The organism is Streptomyces sp. Isolate_45 (genome assembly GCF_024721315.2).
Lineage (GTDB): Bacteria > Actinomycetota > Actinomycetes > Streptomycetales > Streptomycetaceae > Streptomyces.
Window position 1 is genome coordinate 96 of record NZ_JANFAK020000021.1, and the last position, 17,146, is coordinate 17,241.

14 protein-coding genes are annotated in these 17,146 nt (G+C 72.1%); 4 read left to right on the plus strand and 10 right to left on the minus strand.

Annotation, left to right across the window (positions count from 1 at the left end):
* Window positions 1–81 precede the first annotated feature (81 nt).
* Window positions 82–489, minus strand: a complete 408-nt coding sequence (locus tag NOD94_RS09785) for a hypothetical protein (protein ID WP_281205401.1) — start codon at window positions 487–489, stop codon at window positions 82–84.
* A 312-nt stretch (window positions 490–801) separates the two neighbouring features.
* On the opposite strand from NOD94_RS09785, the gene NOD94_RS09790 reads away from it, so the two are divergent.
* Entirely contained in the window at window positions 802–2,094 is a 1,293-nt protein-coding gene (locus tag NOD94_RS09790; protein WP_281205402.1) for an MFS transporter, read from the plus strand.
* 97 nt (window positions 2,095–2,191) lie between these two features.
* Here the strand turns inward: NOD94_RS09790 and NOD94_RS09795 are convergent, their stop codons facing one another.
* From NOD94_RS09795 to NOD94_RS09805, 3 genes are read right to left on the minus strand one after another with little or no spacing between them, the layout of a single operon-like run.
* A complete protein-coding gene (locus NOD94_RS09795) occupies window positions 2,192–3,586 on the minus strand; it encodes a YcaO-like family protein (RefSeq protein WP_281205403.1) in 1,395 nt (464 codons plus the stop codon).
* Window positions 3,586–3,738, minus strand: a complete 153-nt coding sequence (locus NOD94_RS09800; protein WP_281205404.1) for a hypothetical protein — start codon at window positions 3,736–3,738, stop codon at window positions 3,586–3,588. The genes NOD94_RS09795 and NOD94_RS09800 overlap by 1 nt, the downstream gene beginning before the upstream one ends.
* On the minus strand, window positions 3,735–5,057 hold the full coding sequence (locus tag NOD94_RS09805) for an MFS transporter (protein WP_281205405.1): 1,323 nt from the start codon (window positions 5,055–5,057) through the stop codon (window positions 3,735–3,737). Before NOD94_RS09805 ends, NOD94_RS09800 begins: the two co-directional genes overlap by 4 nt.
* A 227-nt stretch (window positions 5,058–5,284) precedes the next feature.
* Here NOD94_RS09805 and NOD94_RS09810 point away from each other — a divergent pair, with 227 nt between their 5' ends.
* Entirely contained in the window at window positions 5,285–5,821 is a 537-nt protein-coding gene (locus NOD94_RS09810) for a DUF3592 domain-containing protein (protein WP_281205406.1), read from the plus strand.
* Here NOD94_RS09810 and NOD94_RS09815 read toward each other — a convergent pair.
* The 5 genes from NOD94_RS09815 to NOD94_RS09835 form a co-directional block, all read right to left on the minus strand.
* The gene (locus tag NOD94_RS09815) at window positions 5,765–7,648 is read right to left on the minus strand and encodes a GAF domain-containing protein (RefSeq protein WP_281205407.1); all 1,884 of its coding nucleotides are present in this window, start codon (window positions 7,646–7,648) and stop codon (window positions 5,765–5,767) included. The genes NOD94_RS09810 and NOD94_RS09815 overlap by 57 nt on opposite strands.
* A gap of 27 nt (window positions 7,649–7,675) precedes the next feature.
* A complete protein-coding gene (locus NOD94_RS09820) occupies window positions 7,676–9,049 on the minus strand; it encodes an MFS transporter (RefSeq protein WP_281205460.1) in 1,374 nt (457 codons plus the stop codon).
* A 1,083-nt stretch (window positions 9,050–10,132) separates the two neighbouring features.
* A complete protein-coding gene (locus NOD94_RS09825) occupies window positions 10,133–10,579 on the minus strand; it encodes a molybdopterin-dependent oxidoreductase (RefSeq protein WP_281205408.1) in 447 nt (148 codons plus the stop codon).
* 83 nt (window positions 10,580–10,662) lie between these two features.
* Window positions 10,663–13,446, minus strand: coding sequence for a molybdopterin-dependent oxidoreductase (locus tag NOD94_RS09830; protein ID WP_281205409.1), 2,784 nt, complete (start codon window positions 13,444–13,446; stop codon window positions 10,663–10,665).
* Window positions 13,443–14,270, minus strand: coding sequence for an FAD binding domain-containing protein (locus NOD94_RS09835; RefSeq protein WP_281205410.1), 828 nt, complete (start codon window positions 14,268–14,270; stop codon window positions 13,443–13,445). The genes NOD94_RS09830 and NOD94_RS09835 overlap by 4 nt, the downstream gene beginning before the upstream one ends.
* Before the next feature lie 235 nt (window positions 14,271–14,505).
* Here NOD94_RS09835 and NOD94_RS09840 point away from each other — a divergent pair, with 235 nt between their 5' ends.
* Window positions 14,506–15,975: a helix-turn-helix domain-containing protein gene (locus NOD94_RS09840; protein WP_281205411.1), complete on the plus strand. Its 1,470-nt coding sequence runs from the start codon at window positions 14,506–14,508 to the stop codon at window positions 15,973–15,975.
* 42 nt (window positions 15,976–16,017) lie between these two features.
* Here NOD94_RS09840 and NOD94_RS09845 read toward each other — a convergent pair whose 3' ends face one another.
* On the minus strand, window positions 16,018–16,416 hold the full coding sequence (locus NOD94_RS09845) for a TOBE domain-containing protein (protein ID WP_281205412.1): 399 nt from the start codon (window positions 16,414–16,416) through the stop codon (window positions 16,018–16,020).
* A gap of 205 nt (window positions 16,417–16,621) precedes the next feature.
* On the opposite strand from NOD94_RS09845, the gene NOD94_RS09850 reads away from it, so the two are divergent.
* Window positions 16,622–17,146 carry a GNAT family protein gene (locus NOD94_RS09850; RefSeq protein ID WP_281205413.1) on the plus strand — a complete coding sequence of 175 codons (525 nt, stop codon included), beginning with the start codon at window positions 16,622–16,624 and terminating at the stop codon, window positions 17,144–17,146.

The following is a 17,146-nucleotide window of genomic DNA, read 5'->3' on the forward strand; positions in this document are numbered from 1 at the left end:
GTGCGGGGCGGTGCGGGGCGGTCGGCGGATCGCCGGGACGCGCAGGCACGGCCGTGCGGGCGGGGCGGCCGGGCGGGGTCTCTACACCCGCAGGACGGCCGAGGTGACGGGACGCGCGGGGCCGGCTCCGACCGGCGAGATTCCCGCGCGGTGGTCCGGGCGACCGGCAGGTACGCAGCCGGGGTCGGTGTGCGGGGCGGTGGACGAGGCCTCCGACACGGCCGCCTGGTGCGGCGGCAGCGGCGCGCACTCGTGCGCCGGATGCACGGGATCGAGGTCCGCGCCGGGAGCGCCGGACGGCAGCGTGTGGGTGACGGCATGCGTCACCGACGTGCCGGACGCACCGGGCCCCGGGTGGACGGCGCCGTCCTGCGCGGCGGTGCCGTGCGCGCAGAACAGGCTCATCAGCAGCATGGTCAGAGCGAGCAGGCGAAGCAGGCCCGCCGGACGGCGGGCCCGCGAGGTGCCGTGCGAGCGGTCTGTGACCATGCCGCGATGCTAGCGCCACCTTCCGTCCGATGGTGGATCTCGATTCGGACATGGGAAAACAGGCCTCGTGAGGGTGAAGGATCGTCAATTGCCGTTCCGAATGCTCCGCGCCGCGCCGGTGGTGACCGGTACGTCGATGGGCGCGGCCGATGAACGTTAAATTCATTCAGGAGAAAGTGCATTCCACGTCAAGGAAAGACATTTCAAGACAGTCGATGATCGCCTGTGGCTACGGTTCGACCGAGACCGGGCACGTGGGCGCCTGCCGGTCGGGCGCGGCACGCACCCGACCGGATCGAAGGAGGAGCCGCCGTGACCGCCCCTGGTGCGCAAGCGAACCGACTCAAGCGCACCTTCGAGGCCCTGTCCGTACGCAACTTCCGGCTCTTCGCCGGCGGCCAGCTGCTGTCCGTCACCTGCACCTGGATGATGATCGTCGCCCAGGACTGGCTCGTCCTGTCCCTGTCCGGGGACTCGGGAACGGCCCTGGGCCTGGTCACCGCCCTGCAGTTCACTCCGGTCCTGCTGCTCACCCTCATGGGCGGCCGGCTCGCCGACCGGTACGACAAGCGCGTACTCCTGATCTGCGCGAACGCCGCCTCCGGAGTCCTCTCCCTGCTGTTCGCCCTCGCGGTCCTCCTCCCGGGCGCCGAACTGTGGCACGTCTACCTCTTCGCCCTGGGCCTCGGCACGGTCAACGCCGTCGAAGTGCCGACCCGGCTGTCGTTCATCAGCGAGATGGTCGGCGCGGAACTCCTGCCCAACGCCTCCGCCCTGAGCGCCGCCTACTTCAACGCGGCACGCGTCGTCGGACCCGCCCTCGCCGGCCTGCTCATCAGCGTCCTCGGCACCGGCCCCGTCATCGCGCTGAACGCGGTCAGCTACCTGGCCACCGTACTCAGCCTGCTGGCCATGAGGCCCGGCGAACTCCAGCGCGGTGGCGCCCCGCAACGGGGCGCCACCCGGGTCGCGGACGGACTGGCGTACGTCCGCGGCCGACCGGACCTGCTGCTGCCCATGGCGCTGGTGGGTGTCGTCGGCATGTTCGGCTTCAACTTCCAGCTCACCCTGCCGCTCCTGGCGAAGACCGTGTTCCACGCCGACCCGCGGGCGTTCGGGCTGCTCGCCAGCGCACTGGCCGCCGGCTCGCTCCTCGCGGCCTTCGTCACCACCGCCCGTCGGGGCCGGCCCACCGCCACGCTGGTGGTCGCGTCCGCCATCGCCTTCGGCCTGCTGGAGACCCTCACCGGCCTGGCCCCCACCTTCGCCACCGCCCTGGTCCTGCTGGCCGCCACCGGCTTCGCGTCGATGACCTTCGCCCAGGCGACGAACCACCGCATCCAACTCGGCAGCGACCCGCGGTTCCGCGGCCGCGTCATGGCCCTCTACGCCCTGATCATGCAGGGCACCACCCCGGTCGGGGCGCTCCTGCTGGGTTGGCTCGCCGAACACTGGGGAGCCCGCTCGGGCCTCTACGTCGGAGGGCTCGTCTCCCTGGCCGCCGCCCTCGCCGTGCTCTTCGTACAGTTGCGCGGGACCGGTGACGGAGCGCCGCCGGACGAGGACATCCGTGCGAACCGCCCGGAGGTCCCCGACCACCGCTGACCCGCGGCGGGACGGCGGGGGCCGGCGGATCCGCCACGGTGAGGCGGTGGACGAGCCCCGCACCCCGCCGGCCCGGGACGGACTTCGCCGGCACGGTCTAGGAGTGCGGCATCGGGAAGGTGTTGAGCTCCTCCTCGGCCAGGGGCGTGCTACGCCAGCCGAGCCGTACCGCCGCGTCCCGCAGCCGATCTCCGCCCAGGGGCAGGTACGCGGCGGGCGTCGCCCCGACCGTACCGGGCACGACGACCCGTACGACGTGCATGCCCGCTTCCGCTTCCGCTCGCGTCGACAGCGGGACCACCAGCACCTCGCGACCCGTCGCACGGACCCGCTCCACGAGCCCTCCCGCATCCCGGTAGGCGGGGACCGCCGGTTCGTCCCAGCGGCCCTCCGGCAGGTCCCAGGCCCAGGGCGCGACCCGGTCGGCGGCCCGCCGGTCCAGGAACAGCTGTTGCTGGCACAGTTGCTCGACGACATCCGTCGCGTCGGGCCGGTAGTCGTCGAGGTAGCGGCGGTCCCGCCGCCACGCCTTCAGCGGCGACCTGCGGCCGGGTGTCGCGGGCCGGGCGGACGGATCGTCCAGCGAGCGGCAGGTGAGTTGCAGCGAGTACGCCTCGGCCAGCGCCTTCGCCGCGGCGTCCGCCGGGTCGGCCTTCGCCGCGGAGCCGTACGTGAGCCATCCCTCGTCGGTGCTGCGCACTCCCGCGGCCACCACGGGGACGCCGAACTCGTTGTCGACGCGGACCAGCCGGACCTCGAACCCGCGCGGGGCGCCCCGCGTCAGCGGCCGCAGCCGGTCGGTGAGGGGCAGCGCGGGAAGGGGATGCGCGTTGGCCCACCACACGGCGGCGGCATCACGTTCGACGACCTCCTCCAGACCGGACAGCAGCGCGAAGTCCGGGCTGGGACCCGAGGCGATGCCACCGAGGGCGGGGAAGGCGTACAACGGCTCGGGAGCCAGGTGCGGCATGCGCTGCCAGGCGGCGTACACCAGGAACGCGGGCACGTGGACGGGCCGGTCGTCGGCCGCGGACCGCCCCTCGACCCAGTGGGCGGGGGAGTCCGGCAGGAACGGCCGGAAGGGGAACCCGGGGCGGGCGTACTGGCGGGGCGAGTGGAGGACCAGGTCCCGCGGGTCCAGCGCGGGCACACCGCGCCGGAGCAGCTCCCGGTGGCTCGCGTACAGCATCCGCGACGGCTCGGGGGGCCGCGCGCCGCAGTACCGCTCGACGGCCTCGCCCTCGGAACCGAGCCGGGCCCGTTCGGGGCCGTCCCAGGAGGTGCCGAACGTCTGCGGGACGTCCGCGGCGCCCGTCACGTCCGTGACGGCCAGGTGCAGCCGGGACGGAAGGCCGCCCGGCCCGGCGAACACCCGCGTCCGGGCGATGAAGGCGGGGGACGGAGCACCGGCGGGGGACGGGGACGGGCCGGAGCCCGGCCCGGGGCGGCTGTCGCCGTCCGGGCCGGGCCGCGCGGCGGGCAGTGCCTGCATCAGGCGACGTACGCGCTGACGCAGGTGTTCACGACCAACTGCTCGGCCTCCTCGGCGAGGAACGCGTGGACGCAGGTGTTCACGACGAACTGCTCGGCCTCCTCGGCGACGTACGCGCTGACACAGGTGTTGACGACGAACTGCTGGTTCATTTCGAGATCCTCTCGGGTGCGGTACCCCTGCCGGATCCGGCAGGGGCGGGCGTCGGCGGCGGGGAGCCACCGTCGCCCTCCCGTACGGCGGCTGCCGCACGGAGGTGGGTGTGCCGGCGGACGATCAGCGCGCAGCCCGCGCCGGCGGCGGCCCCCGCGAGGGCGCACACCGGCCACAGGGCGCCGGGCCCCCAGTGGTCGAGGAGCCGCCCGCCGCCCGCCGGGCCGACGAAGGCGGCTCCCGACCAGGCCGCTCCGTACAGGCCGAGGTAGCGGCCGCGCCGGTGGACGGGGGCGAGTTCCACGGCCACCGCGCCCACCGTCGGGGCGAAGAGCATCTCGCCGAACGTCCAGACGACGACCGTGAAGGCGAAGGCCGCCGTGCTGTCGGCCGCCGCGGTGAGCCCGAACCCGCCGCCGGCCAGCACCCCGCCCGCCAGCAGCACCAGCGCCCGGGAACGGCCCTGTACCAGGCGGGTGAGGGGGAGTTGGAGGAACACGATGAGCAGCGCGTTCAGCGACATCAGCAGGCCGAACACGGCCGGCGCGTGCCCGTCCTGGACCATCACGACGGGGAGGGCCGCGGCCTTCTGCTCGTACACCGACCCGAAGACGAGCACGAGGAGCACGAAGACCACGAACAGGGCGAACGGCGGGGACGCGGGCTCGGCGGACGGCGGCGCGGATCCGGGCTCGCCGTGCCGGGCCCCGGCAGCGCCCCGCGCCGGTTCGGGCCGGGTCTCGGGAACCTTCACGAGGACCACGACGGCGCAGACCAGGGTGGTCGCGGCGTCGGCCAGGAAGAGCGGGGTGTAGCCGTACCCGACGAGCAGGCCCGCCAGCGCTGCCGACACGGCCGTACCCGTGTTCACGGCCCAGTAGTTCAACCCGAAGGCGCGCTGTCGGTCCCGTGCGGCGACCACGTCGGCGAGCGCGGCCTGCGCGGCCGGGCGTACGGAGGCCGCACCGAACCCCGCCGCGAGCGCCGCCACGGCGAGCGCCCAGCGGCCTTGGCACAGGCCGAGCGCGACCATGCCGGCTGCGGTGAAGCAGTGGCCCGCGAACATGGTGGCCCGACGGCCGATCCGGTCGGCGAGCACACCACCGACCGCGGAGCCGGCCACGGCACCGGCGCCGAGCAACGAGACGACGAATCCGGCGTACGAAAGGGAATGGCCGTGGCCCTCGGTGAGGGAAATGGCCAACATCGGCCCGGCGAAAGCGCCGAGCCAATTCACCAGAATGCTCGCCCAGATCCACCAGAACGTGGCCGGCAGCCCGCGCGCCCCGACGGGCAGGGCGAACATCTTCGATTTCACCGCGCCCTCCCCGTCGATTCACCCGATTCACCGGAACCGATGATCAGACTCATTGATCAGGAGTATTGCGGTCAAGTGACCCTGGGTTAAGTAATTGCCCTTTAGGGTCAGGGGAATTGCGGGAATGTCAACGTGTGGTGAGGCGGGGCTCCGGTGCCGTCTCCCCGGTGTCCGCACCCCGATCGCCAACCGGTGTGTCCCGCGTGCGTTTGAACTACCGTCACAGGATGAGCCGTCTGCCCCTGGTCGTGCCCGCCCTGATCCTCGTCCTCTGCGTTGCGGCGTCCGTCCGGGCCGTCGTCCGGCTCCGGCGGCTGAACTCCGCCTGGAGCGGCGGCACCGAGTTGGTCGGTCGGTGCGTCGACGGACGGGTCGTCGTGCGCCGTCGGGACGGCCGCCGCGTCCGGACGCACCACCACGTGTACGAGTTCGTCACCCCGGACGGCCGCATCCACCGCTTCGAGGAGGCGGGCGGCCCACCCACCACCGCCCCCGGAGCCGCGGTCACCATCCGGCATCCCGAGGGTCGGCCGGACCGGGCGACCGCCCTGCCCCCGAGCCGGGGAAGGGCCGTGACCGCGCTGGTGCTGGTGTTCGTCCTCAGCGCGCTGCTGGGGTCCGCGGCGATCGCCTTCGCCGTCCATTACGAGACGCGGGTCGTCGAGCGCGTTCGGGGACTGTCGGACCCGGGTCCGTCGGTCGACCCGTCAGGACACCTGGTGCAACCGGAGCGCGAGCTGGAGTTCCAGGGCCCGGTCGGGTGACTGCCAGTCCGCGCCGAGCAGCCGGCCGATGCGGTCCAGGCGCTGCACGACGGTGTTGACGTGGACGTGCAGGAGGTCCTTCGCCCGGGACTGGCTCATCCCCGCCGCGAAGTAGGTCCGCAAGGTGTGCACGAGGTCGCTGCCGCGCCGCTCGTCGTACTCCAGTAGGGGCCCGAGCGTGGTCCGTACGTAAGAGGTCAGGTCGGGTCCCTCACCAAGAAGTACCCCCAGGAAACCGAGACCGGCCAGCGTGCCGCCGTCCCCGGCGCGTCCCAGGGCCCGCAGCGCCGACAGGCAACGCAGGGCCTCCCCGTGCGCCGCCGGCAGCGTGGCGCAGTCGCCGTTCGTGCCCGCCGCACCGACCGTGACCGGGCCTCCCACCGCCCGCCCGAGGGCCGAGGCGAGGGCCACGGCGTCGGGCCCGGGCGCCTCCGAAGGGGCCATGAGCACCGCGTGGTCGTGGTGGACGCCCGCCAACCCCCGCCGCGCACGCGCTTGGTGCGCGGCCGCCGCGAGCAGTCGCGGCCGCGGCGCGGCGTCGCTGTGCAGCACGAAGAGGGCCTGGGGCCGAGCCAGGTCGACGCCCAGCCGGCGGGCGCGGACGGCCAGGCCCGCCGGATCCGCCGCGGGACTGAGCAGGTCACCGAGGAGCTCGCCCCGGATCCGGTCCTCGGTCTCGGCGACCGAACGGCGCAGGAGCAGCAGCAACGCCGCGACCGTGGCCGCCCGTTCGAACAGGCGGCGCCCCGCGGCGTCGAGCCCGGGGCGTCCGGTCAGGGTGACGCTGCCCAGGATCTCCGGACCGGCGAGTACCGCGCACACCCAGGTCCCGTCCAGGGGGACGGCCCGGCCACCGGCCCGGGAAGCCGCCACGGCCTCGGCGGGCGCGGGCCGGGAACCGGTCCGGGAACGGGCCAGTTCCGTCCCGTCGGCGTCGTGCACCAGGGTGCCCCCGTCGAGGAGCGTTCCGATGGCCGCCGCCACCTCCGCGATGTCCCCGCCCCGCAGGACGAGCCCCGTGAGCCGGTCGTGGGCCTCCTCCGCTCGACGCAGCGCGTCGCTGTTCTCCTGGATGGTGCGGGAGGCGACGCCCAGCTCGGACAACGCCCGGCGGGTCTCCTCCAGGAGACGGGCCCCGTCGATGGCTATCGCCGCGTGGTCGGCGAGCGAGGAGAGCAGCGCCACCTCCCGCGCGGAGAACTCGCGCGGGTTGCGGTCGGCGGCGAACAGGACGCCGATCACCTTCGGCCCGAGCCGCAACGGCACCCCCAGGATGGCGTGCAGTTCCTCCTCGCCGACCGCCCGGTCGATCGGACCCGTGTGCCGGAACCGCGGGTCGCTCTGGTAGTCCCCGGTGGCGTACGGGCGGGCGGTCTGGGCCACGAGCCCGCCCAACCCCTCGCCCATGCCGAGCCGCAACTGCTGGAACGCTGCGGACACCGAACCGTCGGTGACCCGCATGAAGGTGTCGCCCGCGCCCTCGTCGTTCAGCGAGAGGTACGTGACGTCCGTGTGCAGGAGCTGTTTGGCCCGGTGGGTTATCGCCCGCAGTACCGCGTCCAGGTCGCGCAGCGCCGCGAGGTCGCCCGCCGTGTCGAACAGCGCCGTCAACTCGGCCTCACGGGTCCGGTGCTGGGCCAGCGTGCGGTGGACGTCCAGTGCCGCGCGCGTGGCTTCCTCCAGGTCGGCGAGCTCTCCGGCGGGAGCGCCGGCGGCGCGTGCGTCCGCCACCGGCCGGGCGAGGTCCTCGGCGGGAGCACCGAGGGCCAGCAACCCGAGCAGGTCCCGTACGCCTGCCCGTGTCCGCGGGCTGTCCGGGTTCGTCACGGGGGTGAGCTTACGGGCGGCGGCCGATCAGCGGCCGACGGGGGCGGACTCCGGGCGGGCGGCCCCCGAGGGGGCGCTGTTCGCCCCGGTCAGGCTGCGACCCTTCGTTTCCCGGGCCAGCAGCACCGTCACCGTCGTGACCAGCGCCGCCGCGCAGAGGTACAGGGAGACGGGCAGGGACGAATCGTGGTCCCGCAGGAGTTCGACCGCGATGATCGGAGCCAGGGCGCCACCGAGGATGGAGGCGAGCTGGGAGCCCATGGAGGCGCCGGAGTAGCGGACATGGGTGTCGAACAGCTCCGAGATGAAGGCCGCCTGCGGGCCGTACATCGCCCCGTGCAACAGCAGCCCGGCCGTCACCGCGACCGCGATCATCGGGAACGACCGGGTGTCCAGCAGGGCGAAGAAGGCGAAGGCCCAGCCCGCCATGCCGATCGACCCGACGAGCGTGACCGCCCGACGGCCGATCCGGTCCGACAGGGCGCCCCACATCGGGATCGTCACGAAGTGCACGGCCGAACCGATCAGGACGGCGTTCAGCGCGTCGCTCTTCGGCAGTTGGAGGTGGACGGTGACGTACACCAGGAGGAAGGCCGTCAGGATGTAGTACGAGACGTTCTCCCCGAGCCGGGTGCCGATCGCCGTGAGGATGCCCCGCCGGCCGGTGCGCAGGACCTCGACGACCGGCGGCCTGCGCCGCTCGCCCGCCGCCTCCTCTGCCTCGGCCCGGGCCCGGGCCTCCAGGAAGGCGGGCGACTCGGACACCGACACCCGGATCCACAGCCCGATGACCACCAGCACCCCCGACAGCAGGAACGGCACCCGCCACCCCCAGGCCAGGAACGCCTCGTCGGACTGCACGGCCGCGAGGAACGCGAGGACGCCCGTCGCGAGCAGGTTGCCGCCCGGGGCGCCGGCCTGCGGCCACGACGCCCAGAAGCCCCGGTTCCGGTCGTCGCCGTGCTCGGCGACGAGCAGGACGGCCCCGCCCCACTCGCCGCCCAGCGCGAAGCCCTGCACCAGCCGCAGCACGGTGAGCAGGATCGGCGCGCCGACCCCGATGCTCGCGTGGGTGGGCAGCAGCCCCATCGCGAAGGTGGCGCCGCCCATCATCAGCAGACTGAGCACCAGCAGCCTCTTGCGGCCTATCCGGTCGCCGTAGTGCCCGAAGACGATCCCGCCCAGGGGGCGGGCGGCGAAGCCGACGGCGTAGGTGAGGAACGCGAGGAGGGTCCCGACCAGGGGGTCACTGGAGGGGAAGAACAGGGTGTTGAAGACGAGGGCGGCGGCGGACCCGTAGAGGAAGAAGTCGTACCACTCGATGGTGGTCCCGATCAGGCTGGCGGCAACGATCCGCCGGATTCCGGATGGAGCCTTGGGGTCGGTACCGGTGGAGGCCATGTGCACCACTTCCAGGGTGTCTGCGGGGACGTCGGGTGTGGCCACAACGTAGAAGTCCGCAGGTCACCCGCATATGTGGCCTGCCATCACAATCGGGCCACGACTGGTGTGTCCCGGCACCACGTGACCTGAACGACCGCCCCGCAACCCCTCCGGAACGGGGCCGTGAGGCCCTGTCGGAATTGCAGAGTTAGGGCTCTTTTGGGTAGGCGGTGCTGACTCCCGTGCTGGTTTGGTGCTGACCTGAAAGCCCACGTCAGCACCCCTCGCGACCCGTCCCGTGCTGGTTCGGTGCTGGTTACGCTGCGTTGAGCGAGCCTTGTTTGTGGTCGAGGCGGGGCAAAGCGGCAGTGCAGAGAATCAGGCTGAGTTCCGCCTCTCGTGACCCTTCGTGCTGGGCGTTGGTTGGTGCGCCTCGATCCCCAAATTCGAGCGCACGACCCACTCCGCCGTGTCGCAGTTGGCGGGCGCACAACGAAGACCGGACTCCCGCTGGAGTCGGCCTTTGAGTACCAGCAGATTCTTCGTCTGCTGGTGGTACAGCAGCGGAACCCATGCTGACCAGGGGAAACGGTAGTTGGTGCGGCTCCTTGGCGGGGCCTGGTCCGGAAATGGTCCGGATCTTGGTCCTGGTGGTCCCGAGGCGGAGAAGCTGGCGTGGGAGGGGAAGGTTTGGGAGTGGTCCCGGGTCTTGCACGCCCCCGGCAGCTCGCCAGCTGGCCCGGATCTTGGTCCGCCTGGAATCCTTCACCGAGGTCGCCCACAGGCTCTCGACAGCCCTCGCTGGAGTATGTCGCAGTACACGACGAGGCAGCCCCTGGCCGGCATGCTCGGGCGGGCCTGCCGCCGTGGGTCGCCGAGAGGGTGGTGCCGGCGCCGCCGACTCCGTGCGCAGGCTTACCGGGCACGCCCCCGCACCCTCGCCGACTTCGCCCGCGCCCTCATGGCTGGGCACGCAGCCTCTACCTCAGCGGATTGACCATCTGATCAACACCCTCCGCGAACTTCCGCGGAGCAGCACTGGGTCCAGGACGGATGTGCGAACACGGCTCCCAGCTCTGGCGTCGACACCGCCCAAGTTGCTCAAAGCCCGAGGCTCGGTGGTGAGAGTGCGCCGAACCACACGTGGGTGACGGCGCTGACGTAGCGCGCCCCGCACCGGTCCGAGGGGACCACCAGCTGAGCTCCTGCCTCGTCGAGGTCCTCGCCGTCGAGTCGGGTGGCGAGAAGGATGGGGGCGTCACCGAAGTCGGCGTCCAGTTCGGCCCAGGACAGGACGGTGTGGTGCCCGTCCCCGCCGCTGATCGCGAGCAGGAAGCGACTTCGGTCCTTTCTGCGACGGACGTCGAACGCGGGACCCGCGTCCGCGACTACGTCGCGCAGCAGCGGTCCTTCGAACGCGTGGTGTTGCGGGCCGTTGGTCGCGCAGTCGAAGGTGACCGCTGCCGTGCGTTGTTGCCATGCGCGCAGGTCGGCGACGCTCAGGGTCGCGGGGTGGTCGAGGTCTCCGTGCAGCATGAGTTTGGCCATGCGTTTGTCATGCCCGGGACTGCGCGTTCCAGAACCTCATCTGCAAGTTTGGGCGTCTGATTCAAGCTGCAAGTATGGCGTCATCATTCGATCCCACCTTGCATCTTCTGATGGATCTTCTGCCAGACGATGTCGCGCGTCACCGGAAGTTCTGTGAAGCGGATTCCCGTCGCGTCGCGCAGCGCGTTGGTGAAGGCGGGGGCCACCGGGTTGAAGGGGCTCTCGGACATGGACTTGGCGCCGAGGGGGCCGATCGCGTCGGAGGTTTCCATGAAGTGGACCTCGGTGCGCGGGACATCGGCGTATTGCGGGAGGCGGTAGCGGCGGAAAGCGGCCGTGGTGACCTCGCCGCGCTCGTCGACCCGTACGGTCTCGAAGAGGGTGGCGCCGAGGGCCTGGGCGACGCCGCCCTCGACCTGGCCGCGGCACTGCATCGGGTTCATGACCTTGCCCGCGTCCGCCGCGTGGACGCTGCGCAGGATCCTCATCTCGCCGGTCTCCGGGTCGACGGCGATCCGGAACCACTGGGCGTTGAAGGCTACCGAGCGCGGTGAGCCGCCCCAGTGGCCGTCGGCGGCGAGCTCGTCGAGCTTGCCGGCCTCGTACGCGGCCTCGTACAGCTCCTTGAGGGTGACGACGCGGCCCGCGCAGTCGAAGGCTTCGGCGGACAGCTTGCACAGGTGCCGGGCCACGCCCGTGTGGCGGGCGGCGAAGGTGGTGAGGCGCTCGGCGAGGGAGTCGGCGGCCAGCATGACCGCCTTGCCCGCCACCACCGTGCCGGCCGACCCGAAGGCGCCGGTGTCGTGCCGGACCACGTCGGTGTCGGACTGGCGGACCGCGATCCGGTCGACCGTGGTGTTCAGGGCTCCGGCGGTGATCTGCTGGTGGACGGTGGTGGTGCCGTTGCCGAACTCCGCCGTGCCCACCGCGATGTCGTACGTCCCGTCGCGCAGCAGGCTGATCCGGGCGTCGGCGTAGTGGCCGCCGGGCGGGCCGGTCGCGATCATCGCGACCGCCGTGCCCTGACCCGTGAGCCAGCCCTCGGGAACGTCCTCGTGGCTGCGGTCCTCGGCGATGGCCTTGCGGACGACGTCCATGCACTGCTTCATCCCGTACGAGGCGATGAAGAGGTCCTCTTCGTGGCCGATCGGGGTGACCATGTGGTCGCCGGGGCCGATGACGTTCTTCTCGCGCAGGACGAGCGGGTCCATGCCGAGCCGGACGGCGAGCTCGTCCATCACCGATTCGAGGGCGAAGAGGACCTGGCCCAGGCCGTAGCCGCGGAAGGCGCCGGCCGGCACCCCGTTGGTGTAGACGGAGTAGGCCTCGACCTGCTTGTTCGGGGCCTTGTAGACCGCGAAGGACTCGCCGACGCTGTGGAACATCACCGCCGGGCCGTGGTTCCCGTAGGCGCCGGTGTTGGAGACGACCCGGATGCGCAGCGCGGTGAGGGTGCCGTCCTTCTTGGCGCCGATCTTGATGGTGATCTTGAAGGGGTGGCGGGTGGTGGCTCCGTAGAACTGCTCGGCGCGGGTGAATTCGAGTTTCACGGGCCGCCGCAGTTTCAGGGCGGCGAGGACCACGATGTCCTCGGTGAGCATCTCCTGCTTGCCGCCGAACCCGCCGCCCACGCGGCCCGCGACGACACGGACCTCGTCCTCGTTCAGGTCGTAGAGGGCGCACAGCGCCCGCCGGGTCAGGAACGGCGCCTGGGTGGAGGAGCGGACGGTGATGCGCTCGCCCGGGGAGCCGTCCTCCTTGGGCTCGAAGTACGCGACGCTGCCGTGGGTTTCGAGGCTGGCGTGCTGCACGCGCTGGGTGTGGAAGGTCTCCTCGTAGACGACGTCCGCTTCCGCGTACCCCATCTCCATGTCGCCGAGGGTGTTGTGGACCTCGCCGCACACGTTGTTCTCGGCGCGGAAGATGCCCGACTCGGGTCCCTTGGGGTGGAGGACGGGGGCGCCCGGGAGCATGGCCTCCTCCGGGTCGATGACGTACGGGAGTTCCTCGTACGTGACCACCACGCGGCGGCACCCCTCCTCGGCGGCCTGCTCGGAGTCGGCGACCACGGCGGCCACGCGCTGGCCGACGAAGCGGACCACGTCGTCCAGGACCCGGGTGTCCATCGGGTCCTCGGTGGGGTGCTCGTGGCGGGCGCTCGAGTACAGGTGGTCGGGGGCGTCGTGGTGGGTGAAGACCGCGTGGACGCCCGGGACTCGGAGGGCGTCGGTGGTGTCGATGGAGACGATGCGGGCGTGCGGGTGCGGGGAGCGCAGCAGCTTCATGTGGAGCAGGCCGGGGACGTCGATGTCGAAGGTGTAGCGGGCGGTGCCGGTGACGACCTGGGGGCCGGCGGGGGCGCCGAGGCTCTTGCCGACGGCCTTTCCCGCCTCCGGGGTTTCGACGTGCTTCACGCCGCGTACGGCGTCCTCGATGGCGCGGTAGCCCGTACAGCGGCAGATGTTGCCCTTGAAGGCGCGGGGGAGGTCCTCGAGCTTGCCGTCGTCGTGGGCGGTGCCCCGCTCGGCCTGGAGGGCGGAGGTGGTCATCAGGAATCCGGCGGTGCAGAAGCCGCACTGGAAGCCCTGGGCGTCGAGGAACTGCTGCTGGGCGGGATGGAGCTCGCCGCCGGGCGGGCACAGTCCCTCGACGGTGGTGACCGCGCGGCCCTCGGCGCGGACGGCCGGGTAGAGGCAGCTGTGGACGGGCTGCCCGTCGACGTGGACCGTGCAGGCGCCGCAGTCGCCCTGGTCGCAGCCCTTCTTCACGCCGAACCAGCCGCGCTCGCGGAGGTAGGTGCGCAGGCACTGGCCGGAGCGGGGCTCGTCCTCGAAGCGCCGCTTGTTGATCTCGATCTCGTAGCTCATCGGGAAACCTCCTCGGGGTCGAGCTCGCGGCGGATCTCCTCGGCGAGGAGCAGCGCCATGTGGCGCCGCCAGGCGGGCAGTCCGTGGATGTCGTCGTACCACTCGTCGGGCCGGACGGTGTCGTCGATCGTCCGGCGCAGCTCGGCCGCCGTGGGCGGCAGGGCGAACCAGAAGCGGAAGGGCCGGGTGGTGGCGGCCGAGACGGTGACCGTGAGGGAGCCGTCCTGGGGGTCGTGGGCGCCGATGACGAGGGCGCCGGAGCGGCCGAGGCCGTAGAGGGAGGCCTGGCGGAAGGCCGTACGGGAGTCCAGGGCGCGGGCGGGCAGCCGCACCGAGCGCAGCAGTTCGCCGTCGCGCAGGTCCTTGACGCCGGCTCCGCGGATGAAGTCGGTGACGGGCAGGCGGCGGGTGGCGCCGTCCTGGCCCTGGAGGAGGACGGTGCCGTCGAGGGCGGCGGTGAGGGAGATCATCGGTCCGGCGGGGAGGGCGTTGCAGAGGTTGCCGCCGACGGTCGCCATGTTCCAGATCTTGAAGCTGGCGAGGAAGGCCCGGCAGCACTGTTCGAAGAGCGGCGCGGCCGTGGCGGGCAGGGTCCGGCCGAAGCGGGACAGCTCGGTGATGGTGCAGGTGGCGGCGATGTCGAGGGAGCCGTCGGGCTGCCGGGACAGGGGCGGCCAGCCCATCCGGGAGAGGTCGACGAGACGGCGGATGTGGGGCTGGGGCTCGGAGAAGAGGTACGTGCCGCCGCCGAGCCAGGCGTCACCCGGACGCCAGGGTTCGCGGCGGCGGGCATCGCGTACGTCGAGCACCGTATTGAGATCCAATTTGAGCCACTGTCCTCTCCGGCCCGACGGCGAACAACCGCGGGGTTCCCGCCAGTGAAGCAACGAGGCGAGGCCGAAACGACTGGTCCGGGCCACGGAATCACACAGCCTCCCCGTGACCGTTCCTGGATGATCAACCAAGAGGTCATCTGGTCTTTGTGCTTGCATTTACGATGGACTTCCGCCTCTTCACCTAGCGAATGTGGGTTACTGCCCACCGCAAGGAGTCCCTGCCATGCACGTCCTCGACCTCCTCCAGTCCGACGACCTCGGCCTCACCCTGCTCTGGGGCGAGGAGGCCCTTCTCGGCCAGGACATCAGCGGGGTCACCGCCACCGACCTGGAGGACCCGGGCAGGTTCCTGGGCCCCGGAGAGCTCGTGCTCAGCGGCCTGGTGTGGTGGGCGGAAGGCGACCCGGCGAAGGCGGACCGATTCGTCGCCGCCCTCGCCGACGCCGGGGCCACGGCCCTGCTGGCCGGTGAGGAGACCCACGGAGGTGTGCCCGACGAGCTGGTCGCCGCCTGCCGGGCCCACCGGGTGCCCATCGCGGCCGTGCCCGCGACCACCAGCTTCCGGGCGGTGACCGAGGCGGTGTACCTGCGCCAGTGGGGCGATCTCAGCCGCCGCCCCACCCGCAACCGCGCCTTCGCCCTGCCAGAGAACGTGCGCGGCGAGCTGAGCCGGCTCGCCGAGGGCGGGGCCGGACCGGCTGAACTGCTGGACCGGGCATGCGCGCACCTCGGCCGGGTGGCCTGCTATCTGCTCACCGCCAGCGGCCGCACGGTGGCCCGCACCCCGTCCGCGCCTGCCCTGTCGGCCCGGCAGGCGGCGTCGGCGCCCGCGAGGGGCGGGGTCTGGCTGCGCGTCGAGGCCGAGAGCACCCCGTACGACGCCTGGCACCTGCACCTCCCCGACCCGGACGCGGCCCCGCCGCGCGTGCTCCACGAGATCGCCGAGATCCTCGCCCAGTACCGCGACGGGCAGAGCCGCCGGGTTGCCGGTGCGCGCGTGGCGGGGCAGGACTTGATCGCGCTACTGGAAGGGATTCCCGCCGACCCCGGGGTGCTGGAGGAGGCCCTTGGCGCGGCCGGCCTGCCCGCGGACGGCCGCTACCGGGTGCTGGCCGCGACCTCCGGCGACGCCCTGGCCGAGGCCCTGGGGCATCTGGACGGGGCCCCGCACGCGGTGGGCCGCACGGCGGCGGTGCTGTACGAGGGCCCGGACGCGGAGGCTCCGGGTACGGACGCGGCGGCCCGGCTCCGCTTGGTGTGGCCGCTGCTCCAGGCCTGCGGGGACCCGGAGGCGGATCTGCGCCTGGGCGTCGGCGCGCAGGCTGTCGGGACCGAGGGGCTGCGCGAGTCGCTGAGCCAGGCCCGGTTCGCCCTGACGGCGGCCGACGAGGAGATCCCGGTCCGCGGGATCGAGCAGCTGGACACCCTCGCCGCACTGCTGGCGGGCGTCCCGCCCGAGGTGCGGACGGTGTTCGGCGCTCGGACGCTGGGGGCCCTGGGGGAGGGGATGCTTCGGGAGACCCTGGAGGTCTTCCTGGCCAACAACTGCTCCTGGACGCGCACGGCGGAAGCCCTGCATCTGCACGTCAACACCGTGCACTACCGGATCGACCGGGTGGAGGCCCTCACGGGCCGGGACCTCACCCGCCTCGACCACAAGGTCGACCTTTACGCGGCGCTGCACTGCGGCTGACCGGCCGCCGGGGCACGATGCCCCCGTCGTCTCCCTGTTCCGCTAAGCCAGGTCGATGTGAACGTCGGTGGACTTCACCCGGGCCGTCACGGTCACCCCGACCGCGATGCCGAGCTCCTCCACCGACTCGCGCGTCACTACGGAGACGACGCGGTGCGGGCCCGACTGGATCTCCACCTGCGCCGCGACATCGTCGAGCCGGACAGCGGTGACGATCCCGGCGAAGGAGTTCCGTACCGAAGTGGCGGCGGCACCGGACGGCAGGGGGTGCAGCCCGGCGGCGCGCTCCTTGGCCAGCACGGCGAGGACCGCACCGTCGACGACTCGGGACCCGTCCGGGGCGCGGTCGGAGGACAGTCGGCCGGACTCGACCCAGCGGCGGACTGTCTCAGGGCTCACGCGCAGCAGGGTGGCGGCCTGCCCGATGGAATACGACGGCACGCCCGAAGCCTAGATGATCGATTCCAAGGGGTCAGTGATCGTAGGCGGTCAGTGAGCGCAGGATGGGCTGGCGGGTGTGGTCGTTGTGCCAGATCGCGGCGGTCAGCGCGAGGATTCGCGGTGTCCAACTCTGTCTTCACACACTGACGCCCTCGTCCTCTGCGTGCAGCCGATGCCTTGGAATCGATCAGTTAGCCTCCCGTCCATGGAGTCGATTCTGTACGGCGCCGAGGTGACCCTCCGGCCTGCTGTCCCCTCCGACGTTCCGGCGCTGGCCGCCATCCGGGCGAAGCCCGAGGTGTACGCGCGCTGGCGCGGCGACGCGGACCTTGCCGCGGAGGTCGCCGGCGACCTCGGCGATCCCGGGGTCAACTTGCTGGTCATCGAGCTGGACGGCCGCACGGTCGGTGGCATCCAGTGGGGCGAGGAGACCGATCCGGACTACCGGCACGCGAACATCGACCTCTATCTGGACCCGGCGATGCACGGACGGGGCCTGGGCACCGACGCCGTCCGCACCCTGGCCCGGCACCTCATCACCGATCACCGCTTCCACCGCCTGGTGATCGATCCGGCGGCGGACAACGCCGCCGCCATCCGCTGCTACACCAAGGTCGGCTTCCGCCCGGTCGGCATCATGCGCAACTACGAACGCGGACCGGACGGCAGCTGGCACAACGGGCTCCTGATGGACCTGCTGGCCGATGAGCTGACCACCTACGGTCACTGA